20 protein-coding genes are annotated in these 19,902 nt (G+C 61.0%); 7 read left to right on the forward strand and 13 right to left on the reverse strand.

What is annotated here, in order from left to right; translation table 11 throughout:
* Nucleotides 1-7 precede the first annotated feature (7 nt).
* Nucleotides 8-457: an RrF2 family transcriptional regulator gene (locus tag LKE65_RS12505; protein ID WP_086645274.1), complete on the forward strand. Its 450-nt coding sequence runs from the start codon at nt 8-10 to the stop codon at nt 455-457.
* Between the two features lie 84 nt (nt 458-541).
* Here LKE65_RS12505 and LKE65_RS12510 read toward each other — a convergent pair whose 3' ends face one another.
* On the reverse strand, nt 542-1,084 hold the full coding sequence (locus LKE65_RS12510) for an Ig-like domain-containing protein (RefSeq protein WP_095349050.1): 543 nt from the start codon (nt 1,082-1,084) through the stop codon (nt 542-544).
* Between the two features lie 392 nt (nt 1,085-1,476).
* Between LKE65_RS12510 and LKE65_RS12515 the strand changes: the two genes are divergently transcribed.
* The 3 genes from LKE65_RS12515 (at nt 1,477) to LKE65_RS12525 (ending at nt 5,025) form a co-directional block, all read left to right on the forward strand.
* Entirely contained in the window at nt 1,477-1,995 is a 519-nt protein-coding gene (locus LKE65_RS12515; RefSeq protein WP_086645272.1) for a hypothetical protein, read from the forward strand.
* 94 nt (nt 1,996-2,089) lie between these two features.
* Entirely contained in the window at nt 2,090-4,114 is a 2,025-nt protein-coding gene (gene parE, locus LKE65_RS12520; protein WP_086645271.1) for a DNA topoisomerase IV subunit B, read from the forward strand.
* Between the two features lie 11 nt (nt 4,115-4,125).
* Nucleotides 4,126-5,025 (forward strand): EamA family transporter, encoded by a 900-nt coding sequence (locus LKE65_RS12525; RefSeq protein WP_165925108.1) that lies wholly within the window; start codon nt 4,126-4,128, stop codon nt 5,023-5,025.
* Between the two features lie 19 nt (nt 5,026-5,044).
* Here the strand turns inward: LKE65_RS12525 and LKE65_RS12530 are convergent, their stop codons facing one another.
* The 12 genes from LKE65_RS12530 to LKE65_RS12585 all read right to left on the reverse strand — a co-directional run bounded on the left by LKE65_RS12530 (nt 5,045) and on the right by LKE65_RS12585 (nt 17,118).
* Entirely contained in the window at nt 5,045-6,565 is a 1,521-nt protein-coding gene (locus LKE65_RS12530) for a complex I subunit 4 family protein (RefSeq protein WP_095349053.1), read from the reverse strand.
* 116 nt (nt 6,566-6,681) lie between these two features.
* Nucleotides 6,682-8,595: a DNA mismatch repair endonuclease MutL gene (mutL, locus tag LKE65_RS12535; protein ID WP_278741574.1), complete on the reverse strand. Its 1,914-nt coding sequence runs from the start codon at nt 8,593-8,595 to the stop codon at nt 6,682-6,684.
* 15 nt (nt 8,596-8,610) lie between these two features.
* The gene (locus LKE65_RS12540) at nt 8,611-9,132 is read right to left on the reverse strand and encodes a DUF3035 domain-containing protein (protein WP_086645385.1); all 522 of its coding nucleotides are present in this window, start codon (nt 9,130-9,132) and stop codon (nt 8,611-8,613) included.
* Nucleotides 9,133-9,188: 56 nt separating this feature from the next.
* A complete protein-coding gene (gene lspA, locus LKE65_RS12545) occupies nt 9,189-9,686 on the reverse strand; it encodes a signal peptidase II (protein WP_166110835.1) in 498 nt (165 codons plus the stop codon).
* On the reverse strand, nt 9,683-12,601 hold the full coding sequence (ileS, locus tag LKE65_RS12550) for an isoleucine--tRNA ligase (protein ID WP_086645267.1): 2,919 nt from the start codon (nt 12,599-12,601) through the stop codon (nt 9,683-9,685). The genes lspA and ileS overlap by 4 nt, the downstream gene beginning before the upstream one ends.
* 156 nt (nt 12,602-12,757) lie before the next feature.
* Complete coding sequence (locus LKE65_RS12555; RefSeq protein ID WP_278741577.1) at nt 12,758-13,702, reverse strand: bifunctional riboflavin kinase/FAD synthetase; 945 nt, start codon at nt 13,700-13,702, stop codon at nt 12,758-12,760.
* 7 nt (nt 13,703-13,709) lie between these two features.
* A complete protein-coding gene (gene mtnC, locus LKE65_RS12560; RefSeq protein WP_278741578.1) occupies nt 13,710-14,420 on the reverse strand; it encodes an acireductone synthase in 711 nt (236 codons plus the stop codon).
* A gap of 15 nt (nt 14,421-14,435) precedes the next feature.
* The gene (locus LKE65_RS12565; RefSeq protein ID WP_086645264.1) at nt 14,436-14,981 is read right to left on the reverse strand and encodes a 1,2-dihydroxy-3-keto-5-methylthiopentene dioxygenase; all 546 of its coding nucleotides are present in this window, start codon (nt 14,979-14,981) and stop codon (nt 14,436-14,438) included.
* A complete protein-coding gene (locus tag LKE65_RS12570) occupies nt 14,978-15,601 on the reverse strand; it encodes a methylthioribulose 1-phosphate dehydratase (RefSeq protein WP_086645263.1) in 624 nt (207 codons plus the stop codon). Before LKE65_RS12570 ends, LKE65_RS12565 begins: the two co-directional genes overlap by 4 nt.
* A gap of 27 nt (nt 15,602-15,628) precedes the next feature.
* The gene (locus LKE65_RS12575; protein ID WP_086645262.1) at nt 15,629-15,880 is read right to left on the reverse strand and encodes a twin-arginine translocase TatA/TatE family subunit; all 252 of its coding nucleotides are present in this window, start codon (nt 15,878-15,880) and stop codon (nt 15,629-15,631) included.
* 126 nt (nt 15,881-16,006) lie between these two features.
* Nucleotides 16,007-16,459, reverse strand: coding sequence for a CHAP domain-containing protein (locus LKE65_RS12580; protein ID WP_278741876.1), 453 nt, complete (start codon nt 16,457-16,459; stop codon nt 16,007-16,009).
* A 2-nt stretch (nt 16,460-16,461) separates the two neighbouring features.
* A complete protein-coding gene (locus tag LKE65_RS12585; RefSeq protein WP_408744105.1) occupies nt 16,462-17,118 on the reverse strand; it encodes a regulatory protein RecX in 657 nt (218 codons plus the stop codon).
* A 237-nt stretch (nt 17,119-17,355) separates the two neighbouring features.
* Here LKE65_RS12585 and LKE65_RS12590 point away from each other — a divergent pair, with 237 nt between their 5' ends.
* The 3 genes from LKE65_RS12590 to LKE65_RS12600 are packed head-to-tail and all read left to right on the forward strand — an operon-like array spanning nt 17,356 to nt 19,887.
* A complete protein-coding gene (locus tag LKE65_RS12590) occupies nt 17,356-18,570 on the forward strand; it encodes an aspartate aminotransferase family protein (protein WP_278741580.1) in 1,215 nt (404 codons plus the stop codon).
* Nucleotides 18,567-19,565, forward strand: a complete 999-nt coding sequence (gene argF, locus LKE65_RS12595) for an ornithine carbamoyltransferase (RefSeq protein ID WP_086645258.1) — start codon at nt 18,567-18,569, stop codon at nt 19,563-19,565. Before LKE65_RS12590 ends, argF begins: the two co-directional genes overlap by 4 nt.
* 4 nt (nt 19,566-19,569) lie before the next feature.
* Nucleotides 19,570-19,887, forward strand: a complete 318-nt coding sequence (locus LKE65_RS12600) for a hypothetical protein (RefSeq protein ID WP_086645257.1) — start codon at nt 19,570-19,572, stop codon at nt 19,885-19,887.
* Nucleotides 19,888-19,902 lie beyond the last annotated feature (15 nt).

The following is a 19,902-nucleotide window of genomic DNA, read 5'->3' on the forward strand; positions in this document are numbered from 1 at the left end:
CCTTGCGATGATTCTTCGTCGTGACAGAGCAATGACCGCTGTTCTCATCATGCTGGACGTTGCTTTCCACGCAGGCCGCTCCAATGCGGTAAGTGCTGCCGATATTGCCGAGCGCTCCGGCCTGGCCCGCCGGGGGATTGAACCGCTGCTTCAGGCACTCTCACGCTCAGGGCTGCTGGAGAGCATTCGCGGCCCGCGTGGGGGCTACCGGCTGGGCCGCCCCCGGCGGGATGTAACCCTGATCAATATTATTGAAGCCGTTCTGAACGATGACCCCGAAGGCAGCGATGGCCCGCAAGGCCCTCTCTTCCACAAGGTTATTGAACCCTGTTGGAGCGGGTTTGACACCAAGCTGACAGAACAGATGCGCCAGACCACGCTGGATGAACTGGTGCGTCAGGCCGAGGATGCCGGTCTCAAACGCCCGCAAAGCGAGCCCATTACCTTTTCCATCTGACCTTTGGTTACAAGGTTGGTCCGGGCATAAAAAAAGCGGTGCTGCTTACGCGGCACCGCTTTTTTGCTGATCCGGAGGATCTGCTCAGTTCTTGGTAGCTGCTTTGGCTGGGCGCGCAGCCCGCTTTGTCACCACCTTCTTTTCCGCAGCAGCAGGCACAGGCGCGGTCACTGCGGGGTGGGGGATATACACACCCGTTGCATCAACCTGTGCGGTAACCGTCAGGCGGGTACGCTGCTGGCCGGGGCCGGGGATAAGGATAACCGTAAACCGGTCCTGCCCTGCGTAACCCTGTGTGGGCGTGTAGGTTACGTGTGTGTCGTTATCCAGCGTGTACAGGAACGCCTTGCCATGCTCGGGAGCAGGAGAAGCCCCAAAGGACAGGTAGGGCTTGCCATCAGGCTGGGAGACCAGCACCTCACACAGCCCGTCATCGGAGCGGACCGTCATGGTGGTGGAAAGCTGGCCATCGGCCTCTTTCTTGATGGGGGTCGTGCTGCACACGGCAGATTTTTTGAGATACCCAAACGGATTGGGAGATCCGACATGGACAGGGCCCACGGTTGTCGCGCAGCCGGCAAGCATGCCAGCAGTTAGCGTCAGCCCGGCAATTCCTCGTAAGCGCACTCCACAGCTCCGCTTCATTCTTGTTAAATCAACCATAAACCCAGTGCGTTCCATTCTGGTTAAAGGGATAAGCCTTTGCCTGCTGGGCTCACCAGCACAACAGGCCATAACGCCGCATGAGTCGTTCTTGCCTTTAAATCATCCCGCCGCAGGAAGGAAGAGGCACGACCCGCACCTTTTGGCACCCCTGCCTCTCTGTTTACAGGCAGGTGCAGTAAAAACATTGTTTTGCCACAACACAGCACTAACGCAGCAGGGCAGCACACGGCCATGTATGCATAATCCTGCCATGTGCCCCCATGGCGGGAAATGACGGTATGACAAATTAGGCCGTTTCTTTCCTGCCTGAATAGGCTATTGCGTTGTGCAGCATCTGTCGGAGGTCCTACCGTATGTTCCTTTCCCGTCTTTTTGCCGCGGGTGTTCTTGCCGCGGGCGTTCTGCATGGTTCCGTTACTTTTGCCGCCAGTCCGTGCGGCCATTCCCCAGCACATGAAGCCTTTAACGTGCAGGGCCTTAAAAGCGAGCTGATGGTAACCGCCCTCTCGTGCAGCGCGCAGGACCGCTACAACGCGTTTGTTGCCAAGTTCCGCACCGTTCTGCTGAACGAGGAAGACAAGCTTAACGGCTACTTCCGCTCCACCTACGGCCGCACCGCACAGCGCGAGCATGACGATTATATTACCCAGCTGGCCAACGTGCAGTCCGAGCGCGGGTTGCAGTCAGGCACCATCTTCTGCCAGCAGCGCATGGCCATGTTTGATGAAGTGAATGCCCTGGACACCGGGGAAGACCTCTCCAATTATTCCGATGCCAAGGATGTTACGCAGCCTGCGTCGTTTGAAACATGTGCAGCACCCACCACCACACGCGCCCCTGTGCGCCGCCGGGCTACCCACAAAGCCGCATAATGTTTGTCAACCACAGGTGGCATACCGGGGTTTTGGTCCCCGGGCTGCCTCTGGTGCTTGACGAATCAACGCCAAAGCGGGACAGACTTCCCGCATGAGCGATCTGTTTTCCGCCCCCACACCGCCCCGCAAATCCGCCAGCGCCTCCGCCCGCCCCAAAGCGCCGGACAATCAGGCGTATGACGCCAGCGCCATTGAGGTGCTTGAGGGGCTGGAACCCGTACGCCGCAGGCCCGGCATGTATATTGGCGGAACAGACGAAGGTGCCCTGCACCATCTGGCCGCAGAAATTCTTGATAACTCGATGGATGAGGCCGTGGCAGGCCACGCCAACACCATTGACGTGCATCTGGCCCCCAATAACTGGCTGTCCGTGCGGGATAATGGCCGGGGTATTCCCGTTGACCCACACCCCCGCTTTCCCGACCGCTCGGCGCTGGAAGTGATTCTGACCACGCTGCACGCGGGGGGTAAGTTCTCGGGCAAGGCATATGCCACCTCTGGCGGGTTGCATGGTGTTGGCTCTTCCGTGGTCAACGCCCTTTCCGCCCGCATGGATGTGGAAATCGCGCGCGACCGCACCTTGTGGCAGCAGTCCTACGAACGGGGCAAACCCGTAAGCGCATTGCAAAAAGCGGGGGCGGCCCCCAACCGGCGCGGCACCCAGATTACCTTCCAGCCGGACCCGGAAATTTTTGGCACGCATGTTTTTGTGCCCTCCCGCCTGTACAAGCTCTGCCGTTCCAAGGCGTTCCTGTTCCGTGGGGTTACCATCCGCTGGTCGTGCGACCCCTCTTTGCTCAAGGCGGGGGATGAAACCCCGGCAGAAGCTGTTCTGCACTTCCCCGGTGGTCTGGCCGACAGTCTGGCTGATGAGCTTGGCCCCGATGCCCCCCTGCTCACCCCTTTCTGGTCGGGGGAAGCACCCCTGCCCCCGCAGGCGGATGGAACAGATAATGGCAAGGTGGAATGGGCCGTTGCCTTTCTGGAAAGTGGCCCTGCATCCCTGATCTCCTACTGCAACACCATCCCGACTCCACAAGGTGGCACGCATGAGACCGGGTTCCGCAACGCGCTGCTCAAGGGGCTGCGCGCATGGGGGGACCAGCGTTCCATTAAAAAAGCGGCCAGCATTACAGCCGAAGACATACTGGGCATGATTGCCGCCCGCCTGTCCGCCTTTATTCGGGACCCTCAGTTCCAGGGCCAGACCAAGGAAAAGCTGACCACGGCCGAAGCCAGCAAACTGCTGGAAACCGCCCTGCGCGACCGGTTTGACCACTGGCTGGCCCAGAACCCCCCGCAGGCGGATTCGCTGCTCAGCTTTGCCATTGACCGCGCAGAAGAGCGCCTGCGCCGCCGTGAACTCAAAGATACGCCGCGCAAAAGTGCGACCCGCCGCCTGCGGCTGCCCGGCAAGCTGACCGACTGCACCAAGGAACACGCACCCGACACCGAAATTTTTCTGGTGGAAGGGGATTCGGCAGGCGGGTCCGCCAAGCAGGCCCGCAACCGTGAAACACAGGCCGTGCTCCCCCTGCGCGGCAAAATCCTGAACGTGGCAAGCGCGACAACCGAAAAACTGCGCGCCAATCAGGAACTACGGGATCTGATAGAAGCACTAGGTTGCGGGTCGGGTGAGCGCTTTGACCTGACCAAGCTACGCTATGGCCGCGTCATTATCATGACCGATGCAGACGTGGATGGCGCCCATATTGCCTCCCTGCTCATGACATTCTTCTACCGCGAACTCCCCGAGCTTATCCGCAACGGGCACCTGTATCTGGCGCAGCCCCCGCTCTACCGGCTTACACAGGGCGCACACAGCGTGTACGCCATGGATGATGCGGACCGGGAACGCAAAATGGCGATCCTGACCAAAAAGCGGGGCAAGATTGATGTCTCCCGCTTTAAAGGGCTGGGGGAAATGCCTCCGGCGGACCTGAAGGAAACCACAATGGACCCACGCAGCCGCACCCTGCTCCGCGTGGTGGCCCCACCGGAAGACCGACTTTCCACGCGGGAGCGGGTGGAAAGCCTGATGGGCCGCAAACCCGAACTCCGCTTTGCCTTTATTCAGGAACATGCCCGCTCGGTTGATGAGTTGCTGGACATCTGAGCGGACAACCCATGAGTAGGCCCATTTTTTCCGTTAAGGAGCGCCTGTCTGCCCTGCTGCAGGTTGTAGGGGGCATGCTCTTCCTGCAATTTGGCTCCTCCTATGCCAAAATGCTGTTCCCCACTTTTGGGGCGGCGGGCATGGTGGGGCTGCGCACTTTTTTTGCCGCTATTATGCTGATGCTGTTCTTCCGCAGCTGGCATAACCTGTCACGCAGGGTGCTTCTGCTGGTGCTGCCTTATGGGCTGTCACTCGCAGCCATGAACTATTTTTTCTATCTTTCCCTTGGCCGCCTGCCTTTGGGCACAACTGTCGCGCTGGAGTTTACCGGCCCCCTTGTGCTGTCCTTCATCCATACCCGCCGCTGGAGCGATGTGGTGTGGACCAGCCTGACCGTGCTGGGGCTTGTTTTGCTGCTTCGCCCCGAATCAGCCGTTCGGCCAGACCTTATTGGTATTCTGTTTGCCCTGCTCGCTGCTGTTTGCTGGGCGCTTTATATTATTTTTGCCCGCAACATTGCTGGCAAACTGCCGTCTGGTCAGGCGTGCTCGCTTGGTATGCTGTGTGGGGGTGCTGCGGTTTTTGTGCCCTGCACCGTTCCCGCATTATGGGTAGGGGTGCATGCACCGCTTTTGCTGGGGCTGAGCGTTGTGGTCGCCCTTTGCTCCTCCGCCCTGCCCTACACTCTGGAAATGAGTGCAATGCAAAAGCTCTCGGCCCGCGAGTTTGGGGTGCTGTGTAGTCTGGAACCTGTTTCCGCAGCGCTGGCCGGAGCCATATTGCTGCATGAGATTCCATCCCTGCTACGTTTGTGCGGTATTTTCTGTGTGGTTCTGGCGTCCCTCGGCACTGTGCTGATGCCCCAGGGGAGCAACACCACAGTGCCAGACGGCCCAACCCTGCCGGAATAATCCGTCCTGTGGCCTGCCGTTACCGGCTGGCCAGATGCAAAACCGGGTCATGGAGAGTGGAGGACGCAACGTTAACTGCGTTTGCGTGCACAGCCTGCATGATCATCGGATCAAAAATCCGGGTGAATGTGCCCGGGTGGACCCCCATCCACAACGTGACCACCGCCAGCGGCACCAGCACGGCAAGTTCCCCCACCGTTAGATCACGCAACAGGCCAACCGTGCCACGCACGCTACCAAACAGAACCCGACGATACAGCGAGAGCATGTAAACCGCCCCCATGATCATGGTGCCACCAGCCAGCAGCGCCACCCAGATGGAAACGTGAACAGCCCCCATAAGCACCAGCAGTTCGCCCACAAAGGCCCCGGTGCCGGGCAGGCCCACATTGGCCATGGTGAACAGCATGGCCAGCAGGGCCAGCACAGGCATTTGCCGGGCAACACCGCCCAAAGCGTCAATCTCCTGCGTTTCTGCCCGCCATGCCACTGCCGCCACGCAAAAGAACAGGGCTGCAATAACCACACCGTGCGAGAGCATCTGGAAGATGGCGCCATCTATCCCCTCTGCCGTCAGGGTAAACAGACCAACCGCGATCATGCCCATATGGGAGAACGAAGAGTAGGCGATAAGCCGCTTCATGTCCGTCTGGGCGAAGGCCACAAACGCTGCGTACAAAATGGCCACCACACCAAGGGCAAGCACATAGGGTGCAAACTGGCGCACGGCGTCGGGGAACATCAGCACGCCAAAACGTAGCAGCCCGTAAGCCCCTGTTTTGGACAACACGCCAGAGAGCATGGCCGATGCCGGTGTGGGGGCTTCCGTATAGGCATCAGGCAGCCAGGCATGGAGCGGAAACAGAGGGAGTTTGACGCCAAAAGCCAGCAGAAAAGCCAGCAGCAGCCAACCCTGAAGGGAGTGCGAAAAACCGGCATGCATAAGGGCCGGAATATCCGTAGTCCCGGCGTGCAGCCACATGGTGATCAGCCCGACCAGCATGAACAGCGAACCGCCAAAGGTAAACAGGAAGAACTGAAGCGATGCCCAGACCCGCTTGGCCCCGCCCCAAATGCCAATCATCAGGCAGCCGGGAATAAGCGTTGCTTCGTAAAAAACATAAAACAGCACCAGATCCTGCGCGGAGAACAGGCCAAACAGGGCTGTTTCCAACAGCAGCATGGCGGCAACAAAGTCCCGCCCCTGCGTTTGCACGCTCCGCCAGCCTGCCCCAAGCGCCAGTGGCGTGAGAAAAGCGGTAAGCAGGATAAAGACCAGACTAATCCCATCCACCCCGGTATGGTAGGAAATACCATAGTCGCTCAGCCAGCGTAGCCGGGTTTCAAATTGCAGGCCGGGCTGGCTGGGGTCAAAACCGACCCACATCAGCACGCTCAGCCCAAACGTGAGGAGCGTAGTCCACAACCCCAGCCAGCGCGCCGTGCGGTCCCGCTCCGGTCCCTGACCGGGGCAAAGAAAGGCCGCAACCGCGCCTGCAAGGGGAAGATAGGTTATCAGCGAAAGCAGGATTGGCTGCACGGCTTAACACCATCCGGGTTTAATGACACTTTTTTAAGACTGCGCCTTTTTAGCGCATGAGGCCAGCGTGGGGCTGTTCACGTTCCGCCGATCAGCCATTCCCGAACAGGGGATGGCTAACGGCGACCAAACAATTTTTCGAGATCATTACGGCTGAGCTTGAGCCATGTTGGCCGCCCGTGCGAGCACGTTCCTGCACGGGGTGTGGCTTCCATCTGCCGTAGCAGGGCGTTCATTTCCTCCGGTGCAAGCCGCCTGCCCGCCCGGATACTGCCGTGGCAGGCCATGCGCGCAATGACCGCATCCAGCTTGCCATCAAGGGATGCCATTTCATCAGGGGCACCCGTGTCATCGGCTTCCAGTTCATCGGCCAGATCACGCAGCAGGCTGACAGCATCACTTTTGCCCAGCATGGCGGGCAATGCACGCACCAGAATGGAGCCACCCCCAAACTCTTCTATTTCCACCCCGAGTCTTTCCAACATGGGCTGGCGGGCCAGCAGCAGGTCCTGCTGTACGCGGGGCAGTTCCACCACATCTGGCACAAGCAGGCGCTGGGCCTGCACATGCCCGCTGAGATACTGCTCGCGCAGGCGCTCATGCGTCAGCCGTTCATGGGCGGCATGCTGGTCAACCAGCACCAGAGAGCCATCCGCCGCAACAGCCAGAATATACGTATCCAGCACCTGCGCGACAGCAGCCCCCAAGGGGTGATCCAGTGGAGCGAGCCCACCCGCCCCGCCTGCTGTTTCTGCCGAAGGACCAGCCTGTGTGGCCTGTGGCCATGGTTCGGTCTGGTTTGGAGTAAAGGCCGTGGGCAGGGTGCGGGCCGATGGAGCATCCCCAAACATCAGGCGTGGCTCGGCCATGCCTGCCCCTTGGGCTGCGGCAGGGTAAGCGGGAGCGGGCTGCACGGCCGCCTGCCCCTGTTCTGGCGGATACCATATCCGGCTTGCCCGTGGTGCCGCGGACAGAACCGGGCGCACACCCGCAACCCCTGCCCCGTGCTCCAGCGCGCGCTGGAGCGTGCCAATAACCAGTGAGCGCACGGCAGCTTCATCCGCAAAGCGCAGTTCGGTTTTGGCAGGGTGTACGTTTACATCCACCTGTTCAGGCGGAACAGTGAGCATAAGAGCCACAACCGGGTGGCGACCGGGCTCTATCACCCGGCGGTAAGCCACGCGCACGGCGGTTTTAAGCACCGGGTCCACCACAGGCCGACCATTAACCAGCATGAACTGCCCGTTGGCCGTGGACCGATGCACCGATGGCGGGCAGATAAAGCCGCTCAGGGTCATGCCCTCACGCGCGCCGTCTATGGTCAAAAAACCATCGGCCTCGCTGGCATCCAGCAGGGCGGCTGCACGGGCGGCCATATCCTGAGCGGGCAGGTCCAGCACTTCACGCCCATCAAGCACAAAGCGGAAGGCGGTCTGGGGCACGGCCAGAGCCAGACGGCGCACAACGCTTTCCACATGGCGGCCTTCCACACGGGCACTTTTCAGGAATTTGCGGCGGGCGGGCGTGGCAAAAAACAGGTCTTCAACCACAACGCTGGTGCCGAAAGCCCCGGCAACAGGTTCTGGCGGGTAGGTTTTACCCCCCTCGACCCGAATACGCCATGCGCCACTTTCTCCCCTTGGGCGGGAGGTAATGCTCAACCGCGCCGCAGCCCCGATGGACGGCAGCGCCTCCCCCCGAAAACCAAGGGTGTTGATGTGCACCAGCGTTTCGTCCCCCAGTTTGGAGGTACAGTGCCGCTCGACTGCAAGAGACAGATCATCGGGGGACATGCCAACCCCGTCATCCGTCACAATCATGCGCTCCACCCCGCCCCCATCGAGCGAGATGTCCAGCCGCCGGGCGCCGGCGTCTATGGCATTTTCTATCAGTTCTTTTACGGCAGCGGCGGGGCGTTCGATCACCTCGCCCGCAGCAATGCGGTTGACAATAACTTCGGGCAACCGCCGCACATGCGGGCGATCAGGCATAGTCCCCAGCATGGCAGCCTGTTCTGGCTGGTCTGACATGGTCAGACCCGTGCCTTACTTCTTTTTGGGGTGCTGGGTGGGCGTAACGCCCTTGGTGGGGGGCAGGCCAAGAGCTGCGTTGGTTTTGAGCCTGCGGTTTTCTTCATCCGCATTCACCACACCTCCAGCCTTGCCACCTTTCCAGAACATCAGCTGTTCCACAAAGCCTGTACCTGCGGCACCGAGTTCGCCCTGATCGGGTTCGTCTGCTGCGGCAGAGGCTTCGTTGACCAGAATGGTCTGGCCTTCGCTGGTGTCCCCGTTGGTGCCGCGCAGAGCCACGTCGGGGGAGAGGGTTTCGAGCGCCTGAAGGCGTTCGCTCTCATCCTGCGTGCGTTCATCCCCTTTGCTGGGCTTAACCAGCTCCTCCGAAGGGGGCATGGACAGCGGTGAACGGGTTGTCACCGTATATTCATCTGGCATGCTGCGTTCCAGACCAAAGGCCTGAGCGGCCTCATGCCCGGAGCAGCCGCTCAGCATCATGCAGCCGCCTACCAGCAGCACCGGAGAAATCAGGGTCGAAACACGGCGCACTATCATCTGCCTTCCACTCATCCTGAAAACCGCACGCTCTGGCGCGGGCTGCCTAATGCCTAAGATGTCTGCTGTCGGTCAGACAGAAAATTCTGCAACAGCAATACGCATACTGCGCACACTATAGCGGAGTCAGCCACATTGAACACATACCAAGACCAACCGAATGCATGGGCATGCAAAAAATCCACCACGGCCCCGTAACGCACACGGTCAATCACGTTACCTATGGCGCCTCCGGTCACCGCACCCACGCAGGCTGCAGTCACCCAGCTGGAGGTTCTGGCCATCCACACCAACAGACAACACGCTACTACCATTGCCACCACGGAAAACACAATCCGCCCGGCCCCACCCAGCCCGCCAAACATGCCAAATGTTACGGCGTGGTTCCAGACCATGGTAAAGTTAAGGAACGGCAATACCCTGACAGAACCACGGGCGGGCAGGTCCAGCCCATATAAAATCCAGAACTTGCTCAGCTGGTCCGCAGAGAGAACCAGCATCAGCACAAGCAGGCCAATTCCTGCGGGCCGGAGCATGAACGGCTTTTTCATGCACCCTCCTGCGCGGATGTGCTGACAAAGCCGCTCTGGGCCACAACATCCGCACAGCGTGGGCACACACCAGGATACGCCGGATTCGACCCGGTTTCTGGCAGGACCTTCCAGCAGCGGGCGCATTTTTCGCCCTCTGCCACCCGGACCACAGGCGCACCATGCAGGGTTCCCCCTTCATCCCCCTCCACATAAACGGAGGAAGATGTGGGGTCGATCAACACTTCCACGTGGGAGACAATGGCCAGCTCGCTCCAGTTAACACCGGCAAAAATGCTGGCTTCCTCTTCCGAAAAAGTCAGTTCAACCTGTGCCTGCAACGAAGAACCAATGGTGCCCGCACGGCGTGCCCCTTCGATCTCGGTTGTAATAATCCGGCGCACGGAGCGAATACGCGCCCAGCGTTCCTCCAGTGCCGTGTCGGTCCATTCTACCGGCAGGTCGGGGAAGGCCTGCTCGTGCACACTGGCCTGATCACCAAAGCGGGCGGCCCATGCTTCTTCCGCCGTAAAGACCAGCACGGGGGCCAGCCACGTGCTCAGGCAGCGGTGCAGCACATCCAGCACCGTACGCACCGCACGGCGCGTGGGGGAGGACGGTGCATCACAGTACAGCGCATCCTTGCGAATATCGAAGTAGAAAGCCGACAGGTCCGTTGTGCAAAAACCATGCAGGGCGGGGTAAACACCAACCCATTCATGCGTTTCCACCGCACGGGCCACCAGCCCGCCCAGTTCGCTCAGGCGGTGCAGAACCCAGCGTTCCAGCTCTGGCAGTTCGGCATAGGGCAACACTTCTGCATCCGTAAACCCGTCCAGCCCACCCAGCAGCCAGCGCAGCGTGTTGCGCAGGCGGCGGTACAGCTCGCCCTGCTGCTTAAGGATTTCCTTGCCAATGCGCAGGTCATCATTGGTGTCGGAGTTCATGACCCACAGGCGCAGCACGTCAGCGCCCATGCTGTCATTCACGTCCTGCGGGGCAATTACGTTGCCGAGGGACTTGGACATTTTGCGGCCCTGCTCGTCCAGAACAAAACCGTTGGTCACCAGCGCCTTGTAGGGTGAGACACCGCGCGTGCCCACACTTTCGAGCAGGGAGGACTGGAACCAGCCACGATGCTGGTCCGACCCTTCCAGATACAGGTCTGCGGGAAAGCTCAGCCCCGGACGCCCCAGCACAAAGGCGTGGGTCGAGCCACTTTCAAACCAGACATCCACGATGTCGAACACCTGTTCGTAATCATCGGGGTTGCGGCCTTCACCCAGAAAACGGGCAGGCTCGGAGGTGTACCAGGCATCTGCCCCATCGGAGCGGAAAGCATCTACCACGCGCTGCATAACGGCTGGGTCGCGCAGCACCTCGCCTGTACGTTTTTCCACGAACACGGCAATGGGCACGCCCCATGCGCGCTGGCGGCTGATGCACCAGTCCGGGCGGGTACGGATCATGGAGGTCAGGCGGTTGCGGGCCTGTGCGGGCACAAAGGTTACGTTTTCCAGCGCTTTGAGTGCGTTTTCACGCAGCGCGTTTTCCCCGTCCATGCGGATGAACCATTGTGGCGTAGCCCGATAGATAATGGGTGCGCGTGAACGCCACGAATGGGGGTAGGAATGTACGATCTGCCCGCGCCCGACCAGCCCTGCGGGGGGCGTGCCCGCCGCGTTGGCCCGCTCCATCACACTTGCCAGCGTGGAGCAGACCACATCTGCCGCCTTGAACACATGCACACCGGCAAAACCGGGGACCCATGGTGCGTATGTGCCATCATCCTGCACGGTTTCAGGCACATCCACGCCATTGGCGCGGCAGAGCATGAAGTCGTCCTCACCATGTGCGGGGGCCTGATGGACAAGGCCGGTCCCGGCATCGGTGGTTACAAATTCACCGGCCAGCATGGGCACGTCAAAATCATACCCTGCCCCACGCAGCGGATGGGCGCATACCGCACCCGCCAGCGCACTGCCGGGCAAGGTGTAAAGAATGTGGTGCGCCGTCACATGTGCTTCGGTGCAGAAGGACTCTACAAGGGCTTCGGCCACCAGCACGCGGGCACCGGGCTCAAGCAGAGCACCCTCGCCCGTTTCGTCCACACGCAGGACCACATATGTAATCTCCGGCCCGTAAGCCAGAGCGCGGTTGCCCGGAATGGTCCACGGCGTTGTGGTCCAGATAACCACGGACACATCAGCCAGCGCGTGGGCGGGTGTTGGGTCCTTGACCACGGGGAACGCGACCAGAATGGTGGTGGACGTGTGGTCATGATATTCGATTTCGGCTTCAGCCAGCGCGGTTTTTTCCACCGGGCTCCACATGACCGGGCGCAGGCCACGGTACAGCTTGCCGTTCAGCAGAAAACGCCCGATTTCCTCCACAATGGCCGCCTCGGAGGAAAAATCCATGGTGGCGTAACGGTTGCGCCATTCGGCCTGCACACCCAGACGCTGGAACTCCTCCATCTGGATATTCAGCCAGTTGCCTGCATAGTTGCGGCATTCGGCACGGAACTCCAGCACAGGCACGGAATCTTTGTCCCGCTTGGCCTTGCGGTACCCTTCCTCAACCTTCCACTCGATCGGCAGGCCGTGGCAGTCCCAGCCCGGCACGTAACGCACCGCGTAACCCGCCATGCGGTGGGCGCGGTTGATAACATCCTTGTTGATCTTGTTGAGCGCATGCCCAATGTGCAGGTGCCCGTTGGCGTAGGGCGGACCATCATGCAGGGTAAAGACCGGGCGGCCTTCCGCCTGCTGCTTCAGCCGTTCATCCAGCCCGCTTTCGCGCCATTTTTCAAGCCATTTGGGCTCCTGCTGGGGCAGGTTGCCACGCATGGGAAAAGAGGTCCGTGGCAGAAACACCGTATTGCGATACTGGTCGGCCAGGGTTGTCTTGTCGGGTTCGCTGCTCGATGAGGTCATGGGAGGCTGAGGTCACTTCGGTTCGGGTTCATGCCGTGCGGGCTTTTGGCCCCCACGCCACCTTGGGCGTTACTGTCTTATCAAAAAGGAAAAGCGCAGGGTCAAGCGCCAAACCGGGCTGCACGCCCAACATGGCCCCCGACCATGCCAGTGGGCCTAACTTGGGGTGGGTTGCACGTCCAGCACCAGCCGGGCCTGCGCGGCATCCTGCGCAATCTGGGTTTTAAGGGCATCCAGCCCGTCAAAGCGTTTTTCCTCACGCAGCAGGGCATGGAGCGAAACCGAGAGTTCCTGCCCGTACAGGTCGCCTTCAAAGTCAAACAGATGGGCTTCCAGCCTGCTTTCCTGCCCGTCATTTATGGTCGGGCGGCGGCCGATGTTGGCCACGCCATGGTGCGTTCTGCCATCTGGCAGACGGATTGTGACCGCATACACACCCCGCGCGGGTTCAAGGTGGCGACCAAGCGGAATGTTGGCGGTGGGAAAGCCCAACAACCTGCCGCGCTTGTCCCCGTGCTGGACAACACCGCGAATACACCACAGCCGCCCAAGCTCTCTGGCAGCTTCCTCCGGATAGCCATCCTGCAACAGACGGCGGATACGGGAGGAGGACAAAGGCCCGCCCTGATCAGCCAGCGCCTGCACGGCAGTAAAGCCCATACCGAGCTGATGGGTCCGCTCCGCCAGAAACGCCACATTGCCCCCCCGGCGGTGCCCGAAGGCAAAGTCCGGGCCGCAGCCAACATGGTGCAGGCGCAGGGCATTATGCAGCACATCTTGCACAAACTGCTCAGCACTCAGTTCGGAAAAGGTCTTGTCAAACTCGATCTGGAACACGTGGCGCACGCCCAGTGCGCGCAGCGCGGCCAGCCGCTCGGTGCTCAGGGTCAGGCGGAATGGCGGGTCCTGCGGCCGGAAGAGCTCGCGCGGATGCGGCTCAAAAGTTACAACGGCAGGCGGCAGGTCCGGCCGGGCAGCAAAAACGGACCGGAGCAGATGGGCATGCCCAAGATGCACACCATCAAAATTGCCCAGTGCCGCAGCGCAGCCATAGGCTTCTGCGGGAATGTTCCGCCAGTTGGTGTGCAGGCTGATTGTCATCGACCCATTACGCTCCTTGTGGCAGACCAAACAGGCTGGCGGCCTGCTGCAGGGAGGCCGCAACACGGTGGCGGACACCGGGTACCGTTTTATCCTCGGGGCGGGCAATCTGGCAGACCTGCAACCCGGCCTGTTCGGCGGCTTCCAGCTCGGCCACCACATCGGACAGGAACAGCACATCCGCCGGAGCCCAGCCAGCCTTGCGCACAATGGCGCTGTAGCTGGCACTTTCCCTTTTGCCCCCCATTTCCAGATCAAAAAACGCACTGAACAGGGGCGTTACGTCCCCCTGCTCCGTGTAGCCGTAAATCAGCTTCTGCGCGGCCTGAGAGCCGGAGGAATACACGGCCAGCGTCAGCCCTGCCGCTTTCCATGCCTTTAGGGTCGGCACAACATCGGGGTAAAGGTCGGCCACCAGTTCGCCCTCGCGGTAGCCCTGTTCCCAGCATAGCCCCTGCAGGCTTTTAAGGGGGGCTACCTTGGCGTCCGTATCCATCCAGCGTTCAAGCTGTTCTGCGGCTGGCACACCGGGGGCCAGTTCCGCCGTCTGGGCCAGTGCCTGCGCCACCACGGGGTTATCGTGCTGGGCAAGCAGCGCAGGCAGGTGTTTGCGCGCATAGGGGAAGAGAACTTTGTGCACAAAAGCCACCGGCAGGGTGGTGCCTTCAATATCCAGCAGCACCACGCGCGGCGTGGTCAAGCCCGTATTCTGAAGCATGATCCTGAACTCTTGCTAGCTGGAAAAGGAGGGAAACTGGCGGGCAATATCCGCCCCTGTGTACTGGGCCACCCAGCCTTCCTTATGGGTAAAGATGCGCAGGGTCACCATATCGGGCTGCGGGCCTGCATCAAACCAGTGCTTATACCCTTCCGGCACGGAAATCAGGTCTCCCTGCGTGCATTCCACGTCATACACCCGGTCCTTGATGTGCATGATGAAGTGACCACCCCCATGCACAAAAAACCGTACCTCGTCCTCACTATGCGTATGTTCGGACAGGAACTTGCTGCGCAGGGCTTCCTTGTTGGGAGTCTGGGCGTTTACGCGCAGCACGTCGGCCGAGCCTGCCCCGGTTTCGCCCATCAGCCGGTCCAGCCAGGGGCGGTAGGTTGCCAGCACGGTGGCTTCATCCGCATCCTTTGCCGGGGGCTGCACGGCATCCCACCGTTCAAAACGGATGCCAAACGGGGCAAGGGCTGCTGCAATTTCTGCTGCATCGTGGGTCTGCAACAGGGGCACGCCGGGGCGGGTGTCCTCAAACACACTCAGGCTGCTCATATCCCCAGCTTCCTTCTTTCCAGAACACAGGCGAGCAGGAACTCCAGCCCTTCCAGCCGGGCAAGGGCTGCGGCCATGGTCTTGCCCCACACGTACACACCATGGCCACGGATAATGTAGCCTGCGGGCATGTCGGCAAAAAACGGTTCTACCTCACGCGCCAGACGGGCAATATCCTGATCATTGGCAAAAAGCGGTATGCGCACTGCCGCATCATGCGTGTTCTGCCCCTCAAACACTTTCTGAACCTCGTACCCTTCCACAACAAGGGCTGGGGAAGGCTCGATCATGGACAGAACGGTGGACGCAACGGAATGACCGTGCAGCACGGCCCCCACGTCGGGCAGCAGGCGGTAAACCTGGCAGTGCAGAAGTGTTTCCGCACTCGGTTTGTTATCCGGCTGGTGGGGCTGGCCCGCCAGATCCACGGTAATTACGTCATTCTGGGTTAAAAAACCCTTGTGGCAACCAGAGCGTGTAATGGCGATGCGCCCGTCGGGCAGCCTGCAACTGATGTTGCCTGCCGTAGCGGGCACCCAGCCGCGCGCATCCAGCCGCTGCCCCGCATGCACAATATCCTGCGCGCCGCGGACAAAATCCGTGGTGGCGTTATCCGTCATGATACTGCTGGCCTTCCTCGGCGTTGGTTAGTGCTGGGTGGTCTTGTCTGCTGGGGCGGCGGTGCGCTCGGCAGCAGCGGCAGGGGGTGGCGCAATATGGCCGGAGCCCGCACGGGGTGGGGCGTCATCCATCGGTTCGTCATCAGCCATGTGTTTCTTGAAGGATTTTATGCCCTTGGCCATATCCCCCATGATGGTGCTGATCTTGCCGCCACCACCAAACAACACCAGCACGACCACCAGAACAATAAGCCAGTGCCAGATGCTCAAGCTGCCCATTCCACTCTTCCTTAACCTGATGGCGCGCATGTGCGGCCAGTCTGCTTGCCGTAATCGGCCTTGTACATGAGGGCGAACACGCCGTGATGCAAGTTTTTCCTTTTTAACCCCGCGCAAACGCCCTGTTCAGCTATTTCCGGGGGCATATGGTTCTATAAATCCGTAGGTTGGGTAAACCGTCTTGCCATAGGCATGTGTGGGGGACCACCACACGCGCACGCGCGTCCAGTCATTACGGGGGGATACGTCCTGTACCGGGGCGTGGCGTGTGACCTCACCCGGCTCCCAGTTTGCGTGGTCCACCAGCACCAAACGGTTGCTCCGCACCTCCCTGACCACCGAAACATGGCCCGAAGGCAGCCTGTGCGTGGAGCGGAACACAAGCACATCCCCCGCTCTGGGGCGGGAGGCCCGTGCGTACTGCCCCCGCGCCTGCCACCACCAAGTTGCGGCATCTCCGCGCAGGTTGATGTCCGAATGTTCCCGCGCATAGGGCGCACACTGCACAGACCCATGCCAGTTACCGCCCCCCGCACAGGCCGCCAATAACGGCAGCAGGGCAAGGCATGACCAGCCCACCTTCACGACTCGGCCCTCAGGCGGTCCATCCACTCCTCCGCTTCCTCGCGCTGCATTTCCAGCACACGCTGGGCCACATCGCGCGCAAAACCTGCCCGGGCGAGCACACCCAGCGCCCTGTTCCGCCGGGCCATGCCTGTGGCTTCGTCCTCATCTTCCGTGGCGGATTCGGTGGCAAAGGGGCCAAGCCTGCGTTTGCGCGCCAGCACCAGTGCGGCACAGAGCTCCTGCTCGGCTGCACTCAGGGTGCCTACAGCCATATCCAGTGCTTCATCACGCACCTGTGGTGCCACACCTTTTGCAGCCAGATGCGCCTGCACCGCACGCGCCGAACGCCCCGAGCGCACAAGCCTGCGCACGCGTGAGCGGGCAAACACCGCATCATCCACCGCGCCAAGGCGCACCATATCCTCCACCACTGCACTCACAACGGAGTGCAGCCCGGTGGCGTACTCTGCCACGCTCTCCGCACAGTCCCCTGCCCTCTGGGCTTTTTGTGCCCAGCGGGCAACGCGGCGCAGCAGAACCTGCTCCAGCCCCTGCCGGGTCGTGCCAAACCGGGCCAGATGCGCCAAGGCGGCCTCCCGCAGAGTAGAGCGTTGCGGAGGTGGGCAGGTAAAGGAAGGAGGCACGGTATTGTCCATTACGGAAGATAGTATGCCCATGTCGCACCTTTGCGCCACTACGCGCTCGCGCCTAAATTGCCATGCTGCATACTTGACATGCAAAGTATTCAATACAGAAGTTTGACACCCGCAACATGAACACGGCATTATGGCGCCATGCGCAACGGGCCGCCCGCTCCACCCTTGTACGGTAGCGGGCGTTTTTTGTTTTGCGCTGTTCCAGATTCCCTCATTCAGGTTTGATAACCACCAACGTAAAGACCAGATTCCATGATTCCTCCCCTGATGCCGACCTATAAGCGTGCCGACCTCGCCTTTGAGCGGGGCGAAGGCTCCTGGCTGTACGCATCGGACGGGCGACGATTCCTGGACTTTGCTGCGGGCATTGCCACCTGCTCCATTGGTCACGCGCACCCGCATCTGGTGGAAACCATAAGCCAGCAGGCCGGACGGGTCATGCATGTGTCCAACCTGTTCCGCATTCCGCAGGCGGAAAAACTGGCCGAACGGCTTGTGGCCAACACGTTTGCCGATAGCGTGTTCTTCTGCAATTCCGGTGCGGAAGCCAACGAAGGCATGGTCAAGATGGCCCGCCGCGCCCAGATGCTGGCAGGCCACCCCGAGCGGACCCAGATCATCTGCATGGATGGTGCATTCCATGGCCGGACACTGGCCATGCTCTCCGCCACCGGCAACCCGAAATATCTGGAAGGGTTTGGCACGCCGGTCACTGACTTTGTGCACGTACCCTTTAATGACCTTGATGCCGTAAAGGCCGCCATTACCCCGCGCACCGCAGCGGTTATGCTGGAACCCATTCAGGGGGAAAGCGGCATCAAGCGCGCCAGCGTGGAATATCTGCGTGCCCTGCGCGCCCTGTGCGACCAGACAGGCGTGCTGCTTGCCCTTGATGAGGTGCAAAGTGGTGTTGGCCGTACAGGCCGCCTGTTTGCCCACCAATGGGCCGGTATTACGCCCGATGTCATGAGCACGGCCAAGGGGCTGGGCGGGGGTTTTCCCATCGGGGCCATTCTGGCGACCGAGACTGTGGCCAAAGCCATGACCGCAGGCACGCACGGCACTACCTTTGGCGGCAACCCGCTGGCCTGCGCTGCCGCCAACGCGGTGCTGGACGTGCTGCTCGCCCCCGGCTTTATGGATCAGGTCTGTGCCCGTGCCGCCCTGCTGGACGAACTGCTGGACAGTCTGGTGGCCGATGCGCCCGACATGTTTGAACAGCGCCGTGGGCTTGGTCTGCTGATTGGCCTGCGCTGCGTACCCGCAGTGGGCGACGTACAGACCGCCGCCCAGAATGCAGGGCTCCTGTGCGTCACGGCGGGGGACAACGTCCTGCGCCTTGTGCCGCCCCTGACCGTAACGGAAGAAGATTGCCGCAAGGCCGTAGCCATGCTGGTGCAGGCCGTAACAACGCTGCGCACCCACCCTGATAACAAAAACAAGACAGTTCTGGAGACAACCCCATGAGTGCGGCTCTTTCCACCTCCTCCATTACGCCGGTGCAGACGGGGCTCCGCCACTTTCTCGACCTCAAGGATCTGGACGGGGCAACCCTGCGCCAGATTCTGGACGTTGCCAGCAGCATGAAGCGGATGCAGCAGAACCGCCGCTTCCCGCTCCACCCCCGCCAGCCTCTGGCGGGGCGCCAGCTCGGGCTTATTCTCTCCAAGCCCTCCACCCGTACCCGCGTCTCCTTTGAAGTGGGCATGCGCCAGCTTGGGGGGGATGCCGTTGTGCTCAGCCCGCAGGACATGCAGATCGGGCGGGGGGAAACACTGGCCGATACAGCCCGTGTGCTCTCCCGCTTTGTGGATGCCATTGTGCTGCGGACGGGCAACACCACCAACCTGCACGAACTGGCACGCTGGAGCACAAGCCCGGTCATTAACGGGCTGACCCCGGACTCCCACCCCGTGCAGATTCTGGCCGACATCATGACCTTTGAGGAACATCGCGGCCCCGTGCGTGGCCGCACGTTTGCCTGGACGGGTGACGGCAACAACGTTCTGGTCTCCCTGATCGAAGGGGCCGTGCGCTTTGGCTTCAAGCTTCGGGCGGCAACTCCTGCCAAAATGAAGCCCCCGCAGGCTGTGCTGGACTGGGCCCGGCAGGAAGGCGGCGATGTGGAATGGATGGAAGACCCCCGCGCTGCGGTGGAAAAGGCCGACTGCATTGTAACGGACACGTGGGTCAGCATGTCCGACTCGCACGAGGAGGCCGCTTCCCGCATGGCACGGCTTGAACCCTACCGTGTGGATGCAAAATTGATGGCACAGGCCGCCCCCGATGCCCTGTTCATGCACTGCCTGCCTGCCCATATTGGGGAGGAAGTGACGCAGGACGTGTTTGAAGGCCCGCATTCCGTTGTGTTTGACGAGGCCGAAAACCGACTGCACGCCCAGAAGGGCATTCTGGCATGGACAATGGGGGGGGCTAACTGGACCTCCTTTGGCAAGGAATAAGCAGATGTGCGATGCGGAAAAACCCGTAACACCCACAACAACGGAAGAAACACCCTCCGTTCCCGGCTGGGTTGAACCGGCGCTGGACACCATTCTGGCTACCCTTCCCTTTGCTGCGGACAAGCTGGCCCCTTTGCGCGCGTCGTATCTGGACTGTCTGGCCGGGTGTGGGCGCGCGGGGGATCTGGATATGGAGCACGACGCATGCCGCAAGGGCTTCCTGCGCGCGTTGGTTGACACGCTGGGTCTGGCCCCCGATGCGACCCGCACGCTTGAACAGCAGCTTGAAAAACTCGAACTGGATATTTCCGCTCAGGTCTGAGCCACCCCTATGCTC

Source organism: Acetobacter fabarum, assembly GCF_022483405.1.
GTDB classification, from domain to species: Bacteria; Pseudomonadota; Alphaproteobacteria; order Acetobacterales; family Acetobacteraceae; genus Acetobacter; species Acetobacter fabarum.